This is a genomic window from Mycolicibacterium sp. TUM20985, from assembly GCF_030295745.1.
Classification (GTDB): Bacteria; Actinomycetota; Actinomycetes; order Mycobacteriales; family Mycobacteriaceae; genus Mycobacterium.
In genome coordinates this window covers 782,868-797,189 of record NZ_AP027291.1, presented here as the reverse complement: position 1 = coordinate 797,189, position 14,322 = coordinate 782,868, and the positions used below count along the sequence as shown (strand labels likewise).

Sequence of the window (14,322 nt, the reverse complement as noted above, 5' to 3'; positions counted from 1 at the left end):
CATGGTCGACGTAGCACCGGTCGTCGCGGCATCGGAGGCGTCGTGGCGGTGCGTCCAAACGGGTGACCGCGAGGGTTGGTTGGCGTTGATGACGGACGACGTCGTCATCGAGGATCCGATCGGCGAGTCCGTCACCAACCCCGACGGCAACGGTGTGCGGGGCAAGGAGGCCGTCGCGGCGTTCTACGACGCCAACATCGGCCCCAACCAGCTGACCGTGACCCGCGAGGAGACGTTTCCGTCGAGCTCACCGACGGAGATCGCCTACATCCTGGTGCTGCACACTGAGTTTCCGAACGGTTTCACGGCGACGGTGCGCGGCGTGTTCACCTACCGCGTCAACGACGCCGGACTGATCACCAACCTGCGGGGCTACTGGAACATGGATGCCATGCAGTTCGGCCAGGAGGACGCGAGCTGACCCTCGGCGCCGTCGTCGTCGGGGGCTCCCGCGGCATCGGCCTCGCCGTCGCCGAGCTGCTCGCTTCCCAGGGCTTCGGCGTGGTGATCAACGGCCGGGATGCCGACGCGGTGTCGGAAGCGGTGGCGTGTGTGGGCGGTAGCGTGGTCGGCTTTCCCGGCTCGCCAGCCGACCCCTCGACCGCCGACGCGCTAATCGACTCGTGCATGGCGCATTTCGGCCGCATCGATGCCCTGATCAACTGCGCCGGAACGGCAGAGCCCGTCGGCTCGTCGATCCTGACCGTGACCTCTGGCCAGTTTCGCAACCTGCTCGACGCGCATCTCGGCACGGTGTTCGAGACGTGCCGGGCGGCGGCGCCGAAGATGGTCGCCCAGGGTGGCGGGGCGATCGTCAACACCAGTTCGTTCGCCTTCCTCGGCGATTATGGCGGAACGGGTTATCCGGCGGGGAAGGGCGCCGTCAACGGCCTGACCCTCGCGATCGCCGCGGAGCTGAAACCCCATGGCGTCCGGGCGAACGTCGTGTGTCCCGGTGCGAGGACGCGGTTGTCGACCGGGCCGGAGTACGAGGCACAGATCAAGGATCTCCATCGGCGCGGCATGCTCGACGAGCTGAGCATGCAGGGTGCGCTCGACGCGGCGCCACCGGAGTATGCGGCGCCGACCTACGCCTATCTGGCGAGTGCTCTCGCCGCCGACGTGACCGGCCAAGTCTTCATCGCCGCAGGCGGATTCGTGGGCCGCTTCGATCGGCCCACTCCGAGCATCGTCGCCTACCGCGATCATCACACCTCCGCGCCGTGGTCGCTCGCGGAGCTCGACGGCTTCATCCACCGCTAAAGCCGCGCTCGTGAAATGTGTGCGACTTCGAGGCCCGATCACCGCAGAGGATTCACGAGCGGCGGGAGAGCGAGCTCTGGCATGCTCGATCCATGGCCTCCGTGTTCACCAAGATCATCAACCGCGAGATTCCAGGGCGATTCGTCTACGAGGATGACGACGTCGTCGCCTTCCTCACGATCGAGCCGATGACACCGGGGCACACGCTCGTGGTGCCACGTGCGGAGATCGACAACTGGCAGGACGTCGAACCGGCCGCGTTCGCCCGGGTGATGGAGGTGTCGCAGCGCATCGGTCGGGCGGTATCAAAGGCCTTCGGCGTGGAGCGCACGGGGTTGATCATCGCCGGCCTCGAAGTACCACACCTGCACGTGCACGTGTTCCCGGCCCGCGATCTGTCCGACTTCGGCTTCGCCAACGTCGACCGCAACCCGTCTCCGGAATCACTCGACGAGGCTCAGACGAAGATCAAAGCGGCGCTGGCACAACTGGATTGACCGTAGGAATGTCCGCGATGCGCGGGAGTTGCACGGTGAAGCGGCACCCTTCGCCAGGTGCGGTGGTGACGCTGACCGTACCGCCGTGGGCGTACACCAACGAGTCGACGATGGACAGGCCGAGGCCGGTACCGCCGCTGCTGCGCGCTCGCGAGGAGTCGGTGCGGTAGAACCGCTCGAAGATCCGGTGCGCATCGTCGCGGCTCATCCCTGGCCCTTCGTCGGACACCTCGAGGATCGCGTAGTCCTGATCCGTGCCGACCCTGATCGCGATGCTCGCGGACTCCGGCGTGTGCTGCATCGCATTGGCCACCAGATTCCCCAGTACCTGACGCAATCGCGCCTCGTCGCCTAGCACCTCGGGGGTCCCCGGGCCGTCGAGCACCTCCATGGTGATCGTGCGCTTCGGAGCGACCGACCGGGCGTCGTGGACGGAGTCACTGGCCAGCGACAGCAGATCGACGCGACGCCGTTCCATGGGGCGTTGCGCATCCAGCCTGGCAAGCAGGAGCAGATCCTCGACGAGCAGACCCATCCGCTGAGACTCGCTCTCGATGCGGTTCATCAGGAGTTCGACGTCGCGCGCCGCGCCCTGGCGGTAGAGCTCGGCGAATCCCCGGATGGTCGTCAACGGGGTCCGCAGCTCGTGGCTGGCGTCGGTGATGAAACGGCGCATCCGGTCCTCGGAGGTGCGCGCCTGCTCGGCCGACGCCTCCGACGAGGCCACCGCCCGTTGGATCTGTGCCAGCATCCCATTGAGCGCCAGCGACAATCGTCCGACCTCGGTCCGCGAATCGCGTTGCGGGATACGCCGATCCAATTCCCCACCGGCGATCGCCGCCGCCGTCTGCTCGACCTCGACGAGTGGTCGCAGACTTCGGTGCACCACGGCGTACCCGGCGATGCCAAGCACCAGCAGGACCGCAACACCGATGCCGATCTGCGACCAGAGCAGCGCGGCGACGGTCGACGACACGTCCGAGAGGTCGATGGCGACCGTGGTCAGCTCACCGCGCAGACCGCGCACCGTCATCGCCCGCCACTGCACCTTCGAGTCGTCGATGGAACCCACGGTGACGGGGACCGGTCCGACGTCGTTGCTGTCGGGCAGTGCCGGTTCGGCCTCGCGGTCGTTGACCGCCATCCAGATGCGCCCGTCGGAGTCGATCCCGCGGACGTAGAAGTTCGACGGCGGCCGAGCCGGGTTCGGATCCTCCATCGGCGTGACCGGCATGCGGCGCGGCGCCTGAGCCCAGCCACGCGAGGCGTCGAGCAGCGTTTCGTCGACCCGGTTGATCAGGCTGTGCCGCATGATCGAGGTGACCGCGACACCCGAGGCGAGCAAGCCGCAGGCCACCAAGACCAGCGTGGCGGCCACCAGACCTACCCGCAGTGGAATACCGCGGCCCTTCGAACGCCCGCGCAGACCTGCCATGCCCCCATTGTGCAAAAAGCGCGGGCGCTGGCCGGCGAACTCACGCATCCGCGCGCGCTAGCGCGGTTCGCGCAGCACGTATCCCACACCGCGCAGGGTGTGCAGGAGACGCTTCTCGCCGGTGTCGATCTTGCGCCGCAGGTAGGAGACGTAGGACTCCACCACGTTCACGTCGCCGCCGAAGTCGTAGCGCCAGACGTGGTCGAGGATCTTCGGCTTGGAGAGCACGGTGCCCGCGTTGATGATGAAGTACCGGAGCAGGGTGAACTCCGTCGGCGACAGCGAGACGGGCTCGCCGGCCTTCCACACCTCGTGGGTGTCCTCGTCGAGTTCGATGTCGGCAAACGTCAGACGGGCACTACGCGGTTCTTCGACGCCGCGTCCGGAACGGCGGAGGATGACGCGCAGTCGCGCCACCACTTCTTCGAGGCTGAACGGCTTGGTCACGTAGTCGTCACCGCCGAGGGTGAGGCCGGCGATCTTGTCCTGCAGGGAATCGCGGGCTGTCAGGAACAGCGCAGGCGAGTCGATGCCGTCGGCCCGCAATCGCCGCAGCACCCCGAATCCGTCCATCCCCGGCATCATCACGTCGAGGATGACCGCGTCGGGTCGCACCTCGCGGGCCTTGTCCAGGGCGGCCGGCCCGCTGGATGCGGTATGCACCTCGAAGCCCTGGAACTTCAAGCTCACCGAGAGCAACTCGACGATGTTGATTTCGTCGTCGACGACGAGCACCCGTGCTTCGGGGACGGAATCGGGGATCGCAGCCATTGCCATGCACCTCAATGTCCTCCCATTCCGGTGCCATGACGCTGCATGGGCACTGTGAGGTTCCTGTGAGTTACGCCCGGGGTTCCTCGGTGTGACCGTCGCCATACACTGAACTCCATGAATCTCGGCAAAGCCCTCGTCGACGTCGCGACCGCTCCGGTGCGCATCGGCGTCGCGGTGGCCGAAATGGGGCTCGGCATCGCGAGCGAGACGCTGAACGTCGTCCAGCGCGGGCTGAGCGACGGCGGGGTGCCCGTCAACAGATCGTCATTTGCCCAGCTGCTCGGCCTCGAGGACGCCGTCGACCGGGCCAATCGGCTGGCCCACCTAATGGACGACGACGCTCCGCTGGGCCGAGCCCTGGCACCGGACGGCCCGCTCAATCGCCTGCTCAAACCCGGGGGCCTCGTCGATCAACTGACCGCCGACGGTGGCCTGCTCGACCGGCTGACAGCGGAGACCGGCCCCGTCGCGCGCGCGGTGGCGCCCGGCGGACTGATCGACCAGATGACGTCCGAGGGCGGGTTGATCGACCGCATGACGACCGACGACGGCGCGATCTCTCGGCTCATCGCACCGGGCGGGCTGGCCGATCAGCTGCTGGCCAACGACGGGCTCATCGAGCGAGTCCTGCGCGAGGACGGCGTGGCGGACAAGCTGCTCGCCGAGGGCGGGTTGCTCGACACACTGACCGCGGAGAACGGTCCGCTAATCAGACTTGCCGACGTCGCCGACACCCTGAACCGGTTGGCTCCGGGACTCGAGGCGCTGGCCCCGACCATCGACGCGCTGTACGACGCGGTCAACACCCTCAGTCAGGTGGTCAATCCGCTCAGCAACATCGCCGGCCGGATTCCGATGCCGCGGGCCCGCGGGCGGCGGCCGACACCGCGCCCGGTGACCTCGCAGCGGATCATCGACCCCGACGAGTGAACCGATAGGCTGACCCTGTCCAAGCCTCCTTAGCTCAGCGGTAGAGCAACGCTCTTGTAAAGCGTAGGCCATCGGTTCGATCCCGATAGGGGGCTCCAATAGCGGCACGACTGGTTGTCGGTAGCCGGTCGTATCCTCTGCCCCATGAGGCAGTGTCGACATTGCGGCTCGGCGCTCATGAAGCGCAGCCAGAAGGTCTACTGCGGCAATGTGTGTCAGGCCGCGGCTCGGCGCACCACGAGTACGCGGCGTTGGCTCGAGACCGGTGAGGCACGCATCGACAGCCACGATGGTCACTACATTCGGCTGTACATCGCCGAGGCTCAGTCCGGCTGCTGCGCGATCTGCGGTGGAGTGAGCACGTGGCTGGGTCTGCCTCTCGCACTGGTGCTCGACCACATCGACGGGAACCCGACCAACAACCGACGGGAGAACCTACGACTGGTGTGCCCGAACTGTGACTCACAGTTGGCGACGTACAAGAGTCGGAACCGCGGCAATGGCCGCCACTTCCGGCGACAGCGGTACGCCGACGGGCAGTCGTATTAGATGGCGGTGACGGGAATCTCGACGAACCGAGGAGGAAACCATGTCTGAAGCTGGCGTCTGGGTGTCATGGGGCATCCCAGCCCGCGGACGCGAAGAGACGGCGTTGGGACTTCTCAAGTCGTCGCTCACGGGCTACCTCGAACAGCTCTCTCGGGAGGGCCGCATCGAGCGCTTCGACGCCGCGATCCTCAAGCCGCAGAGCACGGACTTGGGGGGCTTCCTCCTGATCCAGGGCACCCGCGAGCAGATCGACGCCCTACGCACCGACCGGGGGTTCGAAGCGTGGGTGACTCAGATTCAGCTGGTGGCCGACAGGGTCGGGATCGTCGACGCCTGGGTGGGTGACGGACTGGCCGATGCCTTCGCGCTGTACGAACAGGCCCTGGGCAAACTGTAACGCGACGGACCACCGTGACGAAGGAAACTGGTGGGAAGGCTGTGACGAAATCGGGCTTTCGCCAGTGCGCTCGTCGGGATTGCGATTCAATGTTGCTCATCCGTCGGGGAAGGATGTTTCACCACGTCTAAAGGGGCAGCATGGGAGCCGCAAGGTACATCGGTCGGGTCGGCTCGCTAGCCGTTGCTCTGGGGGTCGGAACTGCGATCGCCACGGGCTACGGGGTCGCCGCCGCAGACGAGACGTCATCCACCAGTTCGGCGAGCTCGGCAAGCTCGACGACCACGTCGGGTGACACCGCTCCCAATCAGGAAACGGCTGCCGGGCCTTCGACGCCGGACGCCACGACGCCGTCGACCAGTACACCGGACTCCTCGGACGACGAGCCGACGACCTCGAGCCCGACCTCCGACGCGCCCTCCGGCGGCATGGTGGTCAGTGCCCAGACGAATACCGGCACCTCGGGCAGCACGTCGACAACGAAACCGACGGCGACGCCCCAACCAGAGGTCACCGAACCCGAGCCCGCGGTCACCGAGCCCGAGCCCGAACCCGCGGTCACCGAACCCAAGTCCGAGGTCACGGCCCCGGAACCGACCGCGCCGCGCAAGAACCCGACGTCCAACGCGACCCCCGCGGCGGCCTCAACGCCGAAACCGACTACGCCGACCGTCTCCTCCGGCACGGTCCAAAAGGCGACCACGACCGAGCCCGTGGCCGCAGCGCCGAAGCCGGCAGTGGTGGCCGCCGCTGCGCCGGTGGTCTCCACCGTCGCCTCGACCAGCACGGCGTCCGTCGCCCGGGTCGCGGCCGTAGAGGTGACCACGCCCACCCCGGCTCCGGCAGCGCCGCAGAACCCGCTGGCCATCGTCAGCAACATGGTGTCCAGCGTCGTCAACTGGGTGCTGAGCCCGTTCATCGGCGCCGGCTCGACCACACCGGCTGAACCGCCCTTCGCCTGGTCCCTGCTGGCCTTCGCCCGCCGCGAGTTCGAGAACTTCGTCACCGCCGTCACCGGTGGTGCCACTCAGCCGCAGGCGGCGACCGTCGATACCACCGAGGTCGCGCTGGCCGCGGCCACCACCGCCTTCGCGCAGGCCGCCGCCGCGGCCGTCAACATTCCGAACTTTCCCCTGCCGGGTGCTCAGCTGAGCCCGTCGACGCAATTCGTCCAATGGGTGACGGGCAACTACCAGACCGGCAACCCGCTGATCGCCGACACGCTGACCCGCTTCGGCATCACCGGCACCGATGTTGGCGTGATCTGGGACAACGGCATGGTCGACGATCCGACGACGCCGTACAACGAGCACCAGGTGCTGATGGCCTTCGGCGATACGTTCAGTGGCGCCAACATGACGGGCAACTGGCGCTTCAACGTGCTGCTCCGCAGCGCGGACACCAACCTCTCCGACGGCATGACGATCCCCAACGGAGAGTGGTTCAACGGCAACATGTTCGGCGGCGCGCCGTTGAGCAGTCCGACCACCGCGCGGCAGATCATCTTCCCCTCCGGCTTGCCTGCCGGCATCACGTTGATCCCCACCGCGGGCATCTCCGTCCCGACGCCCGGTACCCGGTTCGGGGTCACGCAGTACGTCAACTTCATGTCGGTGACGAACTGGGGTCCCGCTGGCACCTGGTCGACGAACTACTCCGCGATCGCGTACTCCACCGACAATGGCGAGAACTGGACCGTCGCGCCCTCCTCGGTGCGCTACAACCAGCCGTATGGCGGCAACAACAACTTCCAGCAGGGCGCCTTCGTCCGACCGGGCGACGGCTACGTCTACAACTACGGCACGCCGAACGGTCGCCAGGGCGCGGCGTACGTATCGCGGGTGGCCGAGAAGGACATCCTCGACACCACCAAGTACGAGTACTACAGCAAGGGTTCGGCGGGCGGATGGTTCGGCATCGGCGCCACCCCGGCCGGCTGGTACAAGAACAACCCCGCCGCGGCGACGCCGGTGTTCGGCCAGGACACCGGTGCGTGTGGCGTCGCGAACCCCGGCAACCAAGTCAGCGAGATGTCGGTGCAGTACAACAAGCAACTGAAGAAGTACGTCGTCCTCCACGGCGATCAGTTCAACAACATCGTCATGCGAACCTCGGACACCCCGCAGGGGGCGTGGTCGACCGCGAAGATTCTCCTGGGTCAGCAGTCCGGCGGCATCTACGCCCCCATGATGCATCCGTGGTCGACGTCCACGATGGGCACCGGCACCGATCTGTACTGGAACCTGTCGCTCTTCACGCCGTACAACGTGATGCTGATGAAGACCGACCTCACCAAGGTCTAGGGCTCGAATCATGTTACGACTGAGCCTGATTGCGTTAGCGCTCGTCGCGGCCTCGCTGTCCGCGCCGACGGTCGCCACCGCCGACCCCGTGGCACCGCAATCGGATTCGTCGTGCTCCGCCGAACTCGCCGACGTGATGACGTGGCCGACCGGTGAAACTCGGCCGCTCGTCTGTACGGGGGTGGCATGGGTGCCCGTCGCCGATCCGTACCCGGTCAGCGACCGCTGGCTCAGCTACGGCCCCGTCATGACGCTGCACGGTGAGGGCCGCCGCAATCCCACGCTGCTGTCGGGTGACTGGACGGCGACCCCGTTGACACCCGAAACCGATTGCCGCGCTAGTCAATCAGCCGTCATTCCCGGTAGTCCGACGGTCGGTCCGCCGCGCACCGACCAAGGGAAGCCGGGTCAGCCGCTGAAGCTCGAGGTGGTACCGAGGCTGTTCACCATCGACCTGACCGGCGACTGCCTGTGGGAGAAGACCGCTTAGGCGGGGCTCCAACGGTGGGGTTCTGAACCTAGACTCGAAGCGTGCGCGACGTGCTGGATGAATTGCTCTCGGTGTGGCGGGCCGGTGGTACGGCCGGCCTGGCGACCGTCGTGCGCACCATGAAGTCGGCGCCCCGCGCGCCGGGGGCGGCCATGGTGGTGTCGCCGGACGGCACGGTCGCCGGTTCGGTGTCGGGTGGCTGCGTCGAGGCGGCGGTCTACGATCTCGCCGGTGAGGTGGTCGCCACCGGGCGGCCCCAACTGCAGCGCTACGGCATCACCGACGACGATGCCTTCGCCGTCGGGCTGACCTGCGGCGGGATCATCGACATCTTTGCAGAGCCGTTGTCGCGCAGCACCTTCCCGCAGCTCGACGCCATCGCCGACGACATTGCCTCGCATCGTCCGACGGCGGTGGCGACGGTGATCTCCCATCCCGACGTCGAGTGGGTCGGGCGCCGGCTGGTGATCGGCGAGTCCCGCGCCGAGGGCTCGCTCGGATCGACCCGCGCGGATGACGCGGTCGCCGACGACGCCCGCGGCCTGCTGGCTGCCGGGCGAACCGCCGTGCTCACCTACGGCCCGGACGGTCAACGCCAGAGCGAGGGCATGGAGGTCTTCGTCGCCAGTCACGCCCCACGGCCGCGGATGATCGTCTTCGGCGCCATCGACTTCGCTGCGGCGCTCACCCGGCAGGGCGCGCTGCTCGGCTACCGCGTCACCGTGTGCGACGCGCGACCCGTCTTCGCGACCCCCGCGCGTTTCCCCGCCGCCGACGAGGTGGTCGTCGACTGGCCCGATCGCTACCTCGCCGGTCAGCAGGCCTCGGGGGGCATCGACGCCAGAACCGTGATCTGCGTGCTCACCCACGACCCCAAGTTCGACGTGCCCGTGCTCGCGGTGGCGCTCCGCTTGCCCCGGGTCGGCTACGTGGGCGCAATGGGCTCGCGGCAGACGCATGCCGACCGCCTCGACCGCCTGCGGGACATCGGCCTGACGGAGGCCGAGACGGGTCGGCTGTCCAGCCCCATCGGACTAGATCTCGGCGCCCGCACCCCCGAGGAGACGGCCGTGTCGATCGTCGCCGAGATCATCGCCCGGCGGTGGGGCGGTGGCGGCCGCCCGCTGGCCGAGGTACACACGCGCATTCACCACGACGCCCACGAGATCGCCCCGGCAGGACTCCCCGACGTGCGATAACGTCACTCTCCCTTTTTGCTACCAGCGCTCTCCGTGTACGATAACGGCGCTGTCGCTGTCATGTGACGCCCGCCACTTACACGCGAAAGCGATTGAGGAGAGAGCGCGTGACCGTCAGCCAGTCGGAGACCCGTTACGTCGGCACGCGGGTCCCCCGTGTGGAGGACAACCGGCTCCTCACCGGACACGGCACGTTCGTCGACGACGTCAGTCGCCCGGGGATGGTGCACGCCTGCTTCGTCCGCAGTCCGTTCGCCCACGCCCGCATCAACGGCATCGACGCCACCGCCGCACTCGCCCTGGCCGGCATCCACGCCGTCTTCACCGCCGAGGATCTCAACGCCGACGTGCGGGAGGCCTGGCACGCCGTCGCGGGCAAGGACATCACCGATACTCCGCGTCCTCCACTGGCCGCTGGCGAGGTCAAGTTCGTCGGCGATCCGGTTGCCTTGGTGATCGCCGATAGCAGGTATCTCGCCGAGGACGCCGCCGACCTGGTGGCCGTCGACTACGAACCCCTGCCCGCCGTCGCCGACTTCCGCAGGGCGACCGGCGGCACCGAGGCCGGTGTCGCGGTGGTCCACGACGCCTACCCCGACAACGTCGCGGGCGGCATGGCGGGCATGCCACCGGACGAGGAAGTGTTCTCGTCGGCCGCGTACGTCGTGAGCGAGAACGTCTACCAGCAGACCTACGTACCCGTGCCCATCGAGACGCGGGGACTGGTCGTGGAGTGGACGGCGCCCACCGGCGAGCTGACCATCTGGGCCTCCACGCAGACACCTCACGAGTTACGCGCCTTCAGCGCAAGACTTCTCGGCATTCCCGCCCAGCACGTCCGGGTGATCATGCGCGACACCGGTGGCGGCTTCGGACAGAAGGTCGTCCCGATGCGCGAGGACATGTGCATCCTGCTCGCGGCCCGCAAGGTGCCCGGTGCGCTGAAGTGGATCGAGGACCGCCGCGAGAACCTGATGTCCGCCGGCCAGTCCCGGCACGTAGACGGAACGGCCCGGATGGCCTTCGATGACGACGGCCACTTCCTCGCCGTCGACATCGACTTCGTCCAGGACGTCGGGGCGTACCCGACGCCCTACCCGGTACTCACCACGGCCGCCATCGGCATGTTCTTCCCCGGGCCCTACCGGGTGCCCAAGGCCAGCTTCGCGTACCAGACGGTGTTCTCCAATACCGTTGGGCTGCATGCTTATCGAGGACCATGGCAGTACGAGACCCTGGCCCGGGAAGTCCTCATCGACATCGCCGCCCGCAAGATGAACATGGACCCCGTCGAGCTGCGGCGACGCAACATCCTGCGCGGTGACGAGATGCCCTACGTCAACCCGAACGGGATGCCGTACGACCACGTCGCCCCCGCCGATACCTTCGAACAGGCCGTCAAGATCCTCGACCACGAGGGCTTCCGCAAGGAACAGGCCGAGGCCCTGGCGCAGGGTCGCTACCTCGGCCTCGGGTTCTCCGCCTACATCGAGCCGACGGCCGCCGCCACCGGTCATCTCGCTACCGAGGGCTGCACCATCCGGATGGAGTCCACCGGCAAGATCAACGTATACGTCAACGGCGGCTCGTCCGGGAACAGCATCGAGACGACGGTCGTGCAGCTCACCGCGGACGTCCTCGGCGCCAACATCGAGGACGTGGCCACCATCCAGGGTGACACCGCGGTGACGCCCTACGGTGCGGGCACCCAGGGCAGTCGCAGCGGCCCCATGACGGCGGGCGCCGTGAACGAGGCGGGCAGCATCCTGCGCGAGCGGATCGTCGCGATGGCCGCGCACCGGCTCGGCGTCACCCCCGAGGAAGTCGAGCTCGCGAACTCCCAAGCCCGGCTGCGGGCCGACCCGGAGACGTCGGTCAGCTTCGCTGAACTGGCGTACCGCGCCTACTACGAGCCTCAGCAGCTGCCGCCCGGTACGTCGGCCTCGCTGGAGGCGACGACACGCTTCACGTCGTCGGCGATGATCCACTGGGCCAACGCAACTCACGTCTGCACCTGCGAGGTGGACGTCACCACCGGCCACGTCACGCTGACGCGGTACATCGTCAGCGAAGACGTCGGCGCCATGATCAATCCGAACGTGGTCGAAGGCCAGATCGCGGGCGGGACCGTGCAGGGCATCGGCGGTGCCCTCCTCGAGAACCTGGCCTACGACGACGACGGCAACCCGCTGTCCTCGACGTTCGTCGACTATCTGCTGCCGACCGCGACGGAGGTGCCGTCGATCGAGTACGGCCACGTGGAGATCCCCGGCCCGGGGATCGGCGGCTACAAGGGTGTGGGCGAGGGTGGCGCCATCGGGTCCACCCCGGCGGTGATCAACGCCATCAACGATGCCCTCGCCCCGCTCGGGGTGACCGTGACACAGCTGCCCGCCACCCCCGCCAGCATCGTCGGACTGCTCGAAGCGCAGACCCAGGGAAGGAATCACTAGAGGTGGAATTGAACAACGAATTCCGGGTCGCGGTGCCGACGGCGACGACCTGGAAGGTGCTCACCGACATCGAGCGGATCGCGCCCTGCCTGCCCGGCGCCACGCTACTGACGGTCGACGGGGATGACTTCACCGGCACGGTGAAGGTCAAGGTCGGCCCGATCACGGTGTCGTACCAGGGCGAAGCGTCCTTCCAGGAGCGGGACGAACTCGCCCAGCGGGTCGTCCTCAAGGCCACCGGCAAGGAAACCCGCGGCAACGGCCAGGCCGCGGCGGTCGTCACCGCGCAGCTGAAGGACGACGGAACCACCGGCACCCTCGTGTCGATCACCACCGATCTGACGATCTCAGGCAAGGCGGCGCAATTCGGTCGCGGGGTACTGGCGGATGTCTCGAGCAACCTCATCACTCAGTTCGCCAGGAGTCTGGAGGCCGATCTGCTCGTGGGAACGGCGCCGGCCGGTGACACCGTCGCGCGGCCCGATGCGACCGAATCGGTCGACCTACTCAAGGTCGTCGCCATGCCGATCGCCAAACGCGCCGGACCCGTGGTCGTCGCGGCCGCCGTGGCCGCTGCGATCGGGTTCGTGCTCGGCCGTCGTCACCCGACGTCGTGAAGGCCGCCAACTTCGCCTACCACCGCCCCGACACGGTCACGGACGCGGTGGCGCTGCTACGCGATCACGGTGATGACGCGAAGATCCTCGCCGGCGGGCAGAGTCTGGTCCCGATGCTCGCCATGCGGTTGACGTCCTTCGAGAACCTCATCGACATCTCACGCATATCGGAACTGCAGAGCATCGACCTCGAAGACGGCTGCGTGCGGATCGGTGCGGCGACTCCGCACGCCTTCGTCGGCATGGACGACGAAGTGGCCGAATCGGTTCCGCTGCTGACCATGTCGACGCCCCACATCGGTCACTTCCAGATCCGCACCCGCGGCACCCTCGGCGGTGCCATCGCCCATGCCGACCCCGCCGCCGAATATGCCGCGGTGGCCGTGACACTCGACGCCGTGATCGAGGCGACGTCGTCACGGGGGCGCAGGCAGATCGCGGCATCGGAGTTCTTCACCGGGCTGTGGGAGACCGCTCTTCGACCCGACGAGATCCTGACGGCGGTCCGCTTCCCGGTGTGGTCGGGACGAACCGGATTCGCAGTGCAGGAATTCGCCAGACGCCACGGTGACTTCGCCATCGCCGGGGCGACCGTGGCCGTCGAGGTCGACGACGATGACCACGTAACCCGTTGCGGTATCGGACTTCTGGGGCTCGGTTCGACACCGCGGCGGGCGGCGGACGCCGAGTCCGCCGTCATGGGCAGACACGTCACCGATCTCACCGCCGACGAGATCGGCAGGTTGGCCACGTCGGGCCTCGAAGACGTTCCGGCCGACCTTCAGGGTTCGGCGTCCTACCGCGTCAGGGTCGGTGCCGCCATGGTGTCTCGAGCCTGGAACGAAGCAACGGAGGCCCTCCATGCATGAACTGCCCGTGCGTCTGACGGTCAACGGCCACGACCGCGGCGCGGTGGTCGAACCCCGCGTGACCCTCGCCGACTTCCTCAGGGAGGAGTGCGGGCTGACGGGCACCCACCTCGGCTGCGAACACGGCGCGTGCGGTGCGTGCACGGTGCTGCTGGACGGACAGGCGGTGCGGTCGTGCCTGATCTTCGCTGTCCAGGTCGACGGCCAGGAGGTGACGACGGTGGAGGGCATCGCCGACGCCGACGGCACGCTGTCCCCCATCCAGGCCGCGCTGCGCGAATGCCACGGACTGCAGTGCGGTTTCTGCACCCCCGGCTTCGTCACGTCCATCACCGCGTTGCTGCGCGATAACCCCACCCCCACCGACGAGGAGATCCGCGAGGGCCTGTCGGGCAACTTCTGCCGTTGCACCGGATATCAGGGCATCGTCAACGCGGTCCACCTGGCGGCCTCTCGCATCGAGTAACGCCCGTCCCCGCACCACCGATATCAAGAACGGTATTTGCTGACGTAGTGTTGGTGCGGAGTTTCTCGGGACAGGAGACG

General features: G+C 67.6%; 16 protein-coding genes and 1 tRNA gene. 14 read left to right on the top strand and 3 right to left on the bottom strand.

All coding sequences use genetic code 11. From position 1 onward, the window contains the following. Position 1: 1 nt before the first annotated feature. From QUE68_RS03835 to QUE68_RS03825, 3 genes are all read left to right on the top strand, one after another. Positions 2-421: a nuclear transport factor 2 family protein gene (locus QUE68_RS03835; RefSeq protein WP_455013387.1), complete on the top strand. Its 420-nt coding sequence runs from the start codon at positions 2-4 to the stop codon at positions 419-421. Then, positions 418-1,263 (top strand): SDR family NAD(P)-dependent oxidoreductase, encoded by an 846-nt coding sequence (locus QUE68_RS03830; RefSeq protein WP_284230652.1) that lies wholly within the window; start codon positions 418-420, stop codon positions 1,261-1,263. The genes QUE68_RS03835 and QUE68_RS03830 overlap by 4 nt, the downstream gene beginning before the upstream one ends. A 92-nt stretch (positions 1,264-1,355) precedes the next feature. Beyond that, a complete protein-coding gene (locus tag QUE68_RS03825) occupies positions 1,356-1,760 on the top strand; it encodes an HIT family protein (protein WP_284224643.1) in 405 nt (134 codons plus the stop codon). On the opposite strand, the gene QUE68_RS03820 is transcribed toward QUE68_RS03825, so the two are convergent. Continuing rightward, positions 1,732-3,195, bottom strand: coding sequence for a sensor histidine kinase (locus QUE68_RS03820; RefSeq protein WP_284224642.1), 1,464 nt, complete (start codon positions 3,193-3,195; stop codon positions 1,732-1,734). The genes QUE68_RS03825 and QUE68_RS03820 overlap by 29 nt on opposite strands. 57 nt (positions 3,196-3,252) lie before the next feature. Beyond that, positions 3,253-3,972, bottom strand: coding sequence for a response regulator transcription factor (locus tag QUE68_RS03815; protein WP_284224641.1), 720 nt, complete (start codon positions 3,970-3,972; stop codon positions 3,253-3,255). 111 nt (positions 3,973-4,083) lie between these two features. Here QUE68_RS03815 and QUE68_RS03810 point away from each other — a divergent pair, with 111 nt between their 5' ends. From QUE68_RS03810 to QUE68_RS03795, 4 genes are all read left to right on the top strand, one after another. Beyond that, positions 4,084-4,899, top strand: a complete 816-nt coding sequence (locus QUE68_RS03810; protein ID WP_284224640.1) for a hypothetical protein — start codon at positions 4,084-4,086, stop codon at positions 4,897-4,899. 23 nt (positions 4,900-4,922) lie between these two features. Continuing rightward, a tRNA-Thr gene (locus tag QUE68_RS03805) sits at positions 4,923-4,997 on the top strand. Between the two features lie 46 nt (positions 4,998-5,043). Next, positions 5,044-5,448, top strand: a complete 405-nt coding sequence (locus QUE68_RS03800) for an HNH endonuclease (RefSeq protein WP_284224639.1) — start codon at positions 5,044-5,046, stop codon at positions 5,446-5,448. Positions 5,449-5,488: 40 nt separating this feature from the next. Then, positions 5,489-5,845 carry a hypothetical protein gene (locus QUE68_RS03795; protein ID WP_284224638.1) on the top strand — a complete coding sequence of 119 codons (357 nt, stop codon included), beginning with the start codon at positions 5,489-5,491 and terminating at the stop codon, positions 5,843-5,845. 307 nt (positions 5,846-6,152) lie between these two features. Here the strand turns inward: QUE68_RS03795 and QUE68_RS29455 are convergent, their stop codons facing one another. Further along, a complete protein-coding gene (locus QUE68_RS29455; protein WP_349816655.1) occupies positions 6,153-6,725 on the bottom strand; it encodes a hypothetical protein in 573 nt (190 codons plus the stop codon). Here QUE68_RS29455 and QUE68_RS03790 point away from each other — a divergent pair. The 7 genes from QUE68_RS03790 to QUE68_RS03760 all read left to right on the top strand — a co-directional run bounded on the left by QUE68_RS03790 (position 6,724) and on the right by QUE68_RS03760 (position 14,242). Next, positions 6,724-8,148 carry a DUF4185 domain-containing protein gene (locus QUE68_RS03790; protein ID WP_353507023.1) on the top strand — a complete coding sequence of 475 codons (1,425 nt, stop codon included), beginning with the start codon at positions 6,724-6,726 and terminating at the stop codon, positions 8,146-8,148. The two genes, QUE68_RS29455 and QUE68_RS03790, sit on opposite strands and share 2 nt — an antisense overlap. A gap of 10 nt (positions 8,149-8,158) precedes the next feature. Next, positions 8,159-8,638 carry a hypothetical protein gene (locus QUE68_RS03785; protein WP_286275164.1) on the top strand — a complete coding sequence of 160 codons (480 nt, stop codon included), beginning with the start codon at positions 8,159-8,161 and terminating at the stop codon, positions 8,636-8,638. Between the two features lie 41 nt (positions 8,639-8,679). After that, the gene (locus tag QUE68_RS03780; protein ID WP_286275163.1) at positions 8,680-9,837 is read left to right on the top strand and encodes an XdhC family protein; all 1,158 of its coding nucleotides are present in this window, start codon (positions 8,680-8,682) and stop codon (positions 9,835-9,837) included. 107 nt (positions 9,838-9,944) lie between these two features. Further along, positions 9,945-12,290 (top strand): xanthine dehydrogenase family protein molybdopterin-binding subunit, encoded by a 2,346-nt coding sequence (locus tag QUE68_RS03775; protein ID WP_286275162.1) that lies wholly within the window; start codon positions 9,945-9,947, stop codon positions 12,288-12,290. A gap of 2 nt (positions 12,291-12,292) precedes the next feature. Continuing rightward, positions 12,293-12,907: an SRPBCC family protein gene (locus tag QUE68_RS03770; RefSeq protein WP_284232632.1), complete on the top strand. Its 615-nt coding sequence runs from the start codon at positions 12,293-12,295 to the stop codon at positions 12,905-12,907. Then, complete coding sequence (locus tag QUE68_RS03765; RefSeq protein ID WP_284232631.1) at positions 12,904-13,776, top strand: FAD binding domain-containing protein; 873 nt, start codon at positions 12,904-12,906, stop codon at positions 13,774-13,776. The genes QUE68_RS03770 and QUE68_RS03765 overlap by 4 nt, the downstream gene beginning before the upstream one ends. After that, complete coding sequence (locus QUE68_RS03760) at positions 13,769-14,242, top strand: (2Fe-2S)-binding protein (protein ID WP_286275161.1); 474 nt, start codon at positions 13,769-13,771, stop codon at positions 14,240-14,242. The genes QUE68_RS03765 and QUE68_RS03760 overlap by 8 nt, the downstream gene beginning before the upstream one ends. Positions 14,243-14,322 lie beyond the last annotated feature (80 nt).

Excerpts from the sequence above, each read along its gene's own strand:
- QUE68_RS03790 (WP_353507023.1), top strand. The coding sequence starts at position 6,724 with ATGGTGTCCAGCGTCGTCAACTGGGTGCTGAGCCCGTTCATCGGCGCC.
- QUE68_RS29455 (WP_349816655.1), bottom strand. The coding sequence starts at position 6,725 with ATGTTGCTGACGATGGCCAGCGGGTTCTGCGGCGCTGCCGGAGCCGGG.
- QUE68_RS03815 (WP_284224641.1), bottom strand. The coding sequence starts at position 3,972 with ATGGCAATGGCTGCGATCCCCGATTCCGTCCCCGAAGCACGGGTGCTC.
- QUE68_RS03760 (WP_286275161.1), top strand. The coding sequence starts at position 13,769 with ATGCATGAACTGCCCGTGCGTCTGACGGTCAACGGCCACGACCGCGGC.
- QUE68_RS03810 (WP_284224640.1), top strand. The coding sequence starts at position 4,084 with ATGAATCTCGGCAAAGCCCTCGTCGACGTCGCGACCGCTCCGGTGCGC.
- QUE68_RS03800 (WP_284224639.1), top strand. The coding sequence starts at position 5,044 with ATGAGGCAGTGTCGACATTGCGGCTCGGCGCTCATGAAGCGCAGCCAG.
- QUE68_RS03825 (WP_284224643.1), top strand. The coding sequence starts at position 1,356 with ATGGCCTCCGTGTTCACCAAGATCATCAACCGCGAGATTCCAGGGCGA.
- QUE68_RS03785 (WP_286275164.1), top strand. The coding sequence starts at position 8,159 with ATGTTACGACTGAGCCTGATTGCGTTAGCGCTCGTCGCGGCCTCGCTG.
- QUE68_RS03820 (WP_284224642.1), bottom strand. The coding sequence starts at position 3,195 with ATGGCAGGTCTGCGCGGGCGTTCGAAGGGCCGCGGTATTCCACTGCGG.
- QUE68_RS03835 (WP_455013387.1), top strand. The coding sequence starts at position 2 with ATGGTCGACGTAGCACCGGTCGTCGCGGCATCGGAGGCGTCGTGGCGG.
- QUE68_RS03795 (WP_284224638.1), top strand. The coding sequence starts at position 5,489 with ATGTCTGAAGCTGGCGTCTGGGTGTCATGGGGCATCCCAGCCCGCGGA.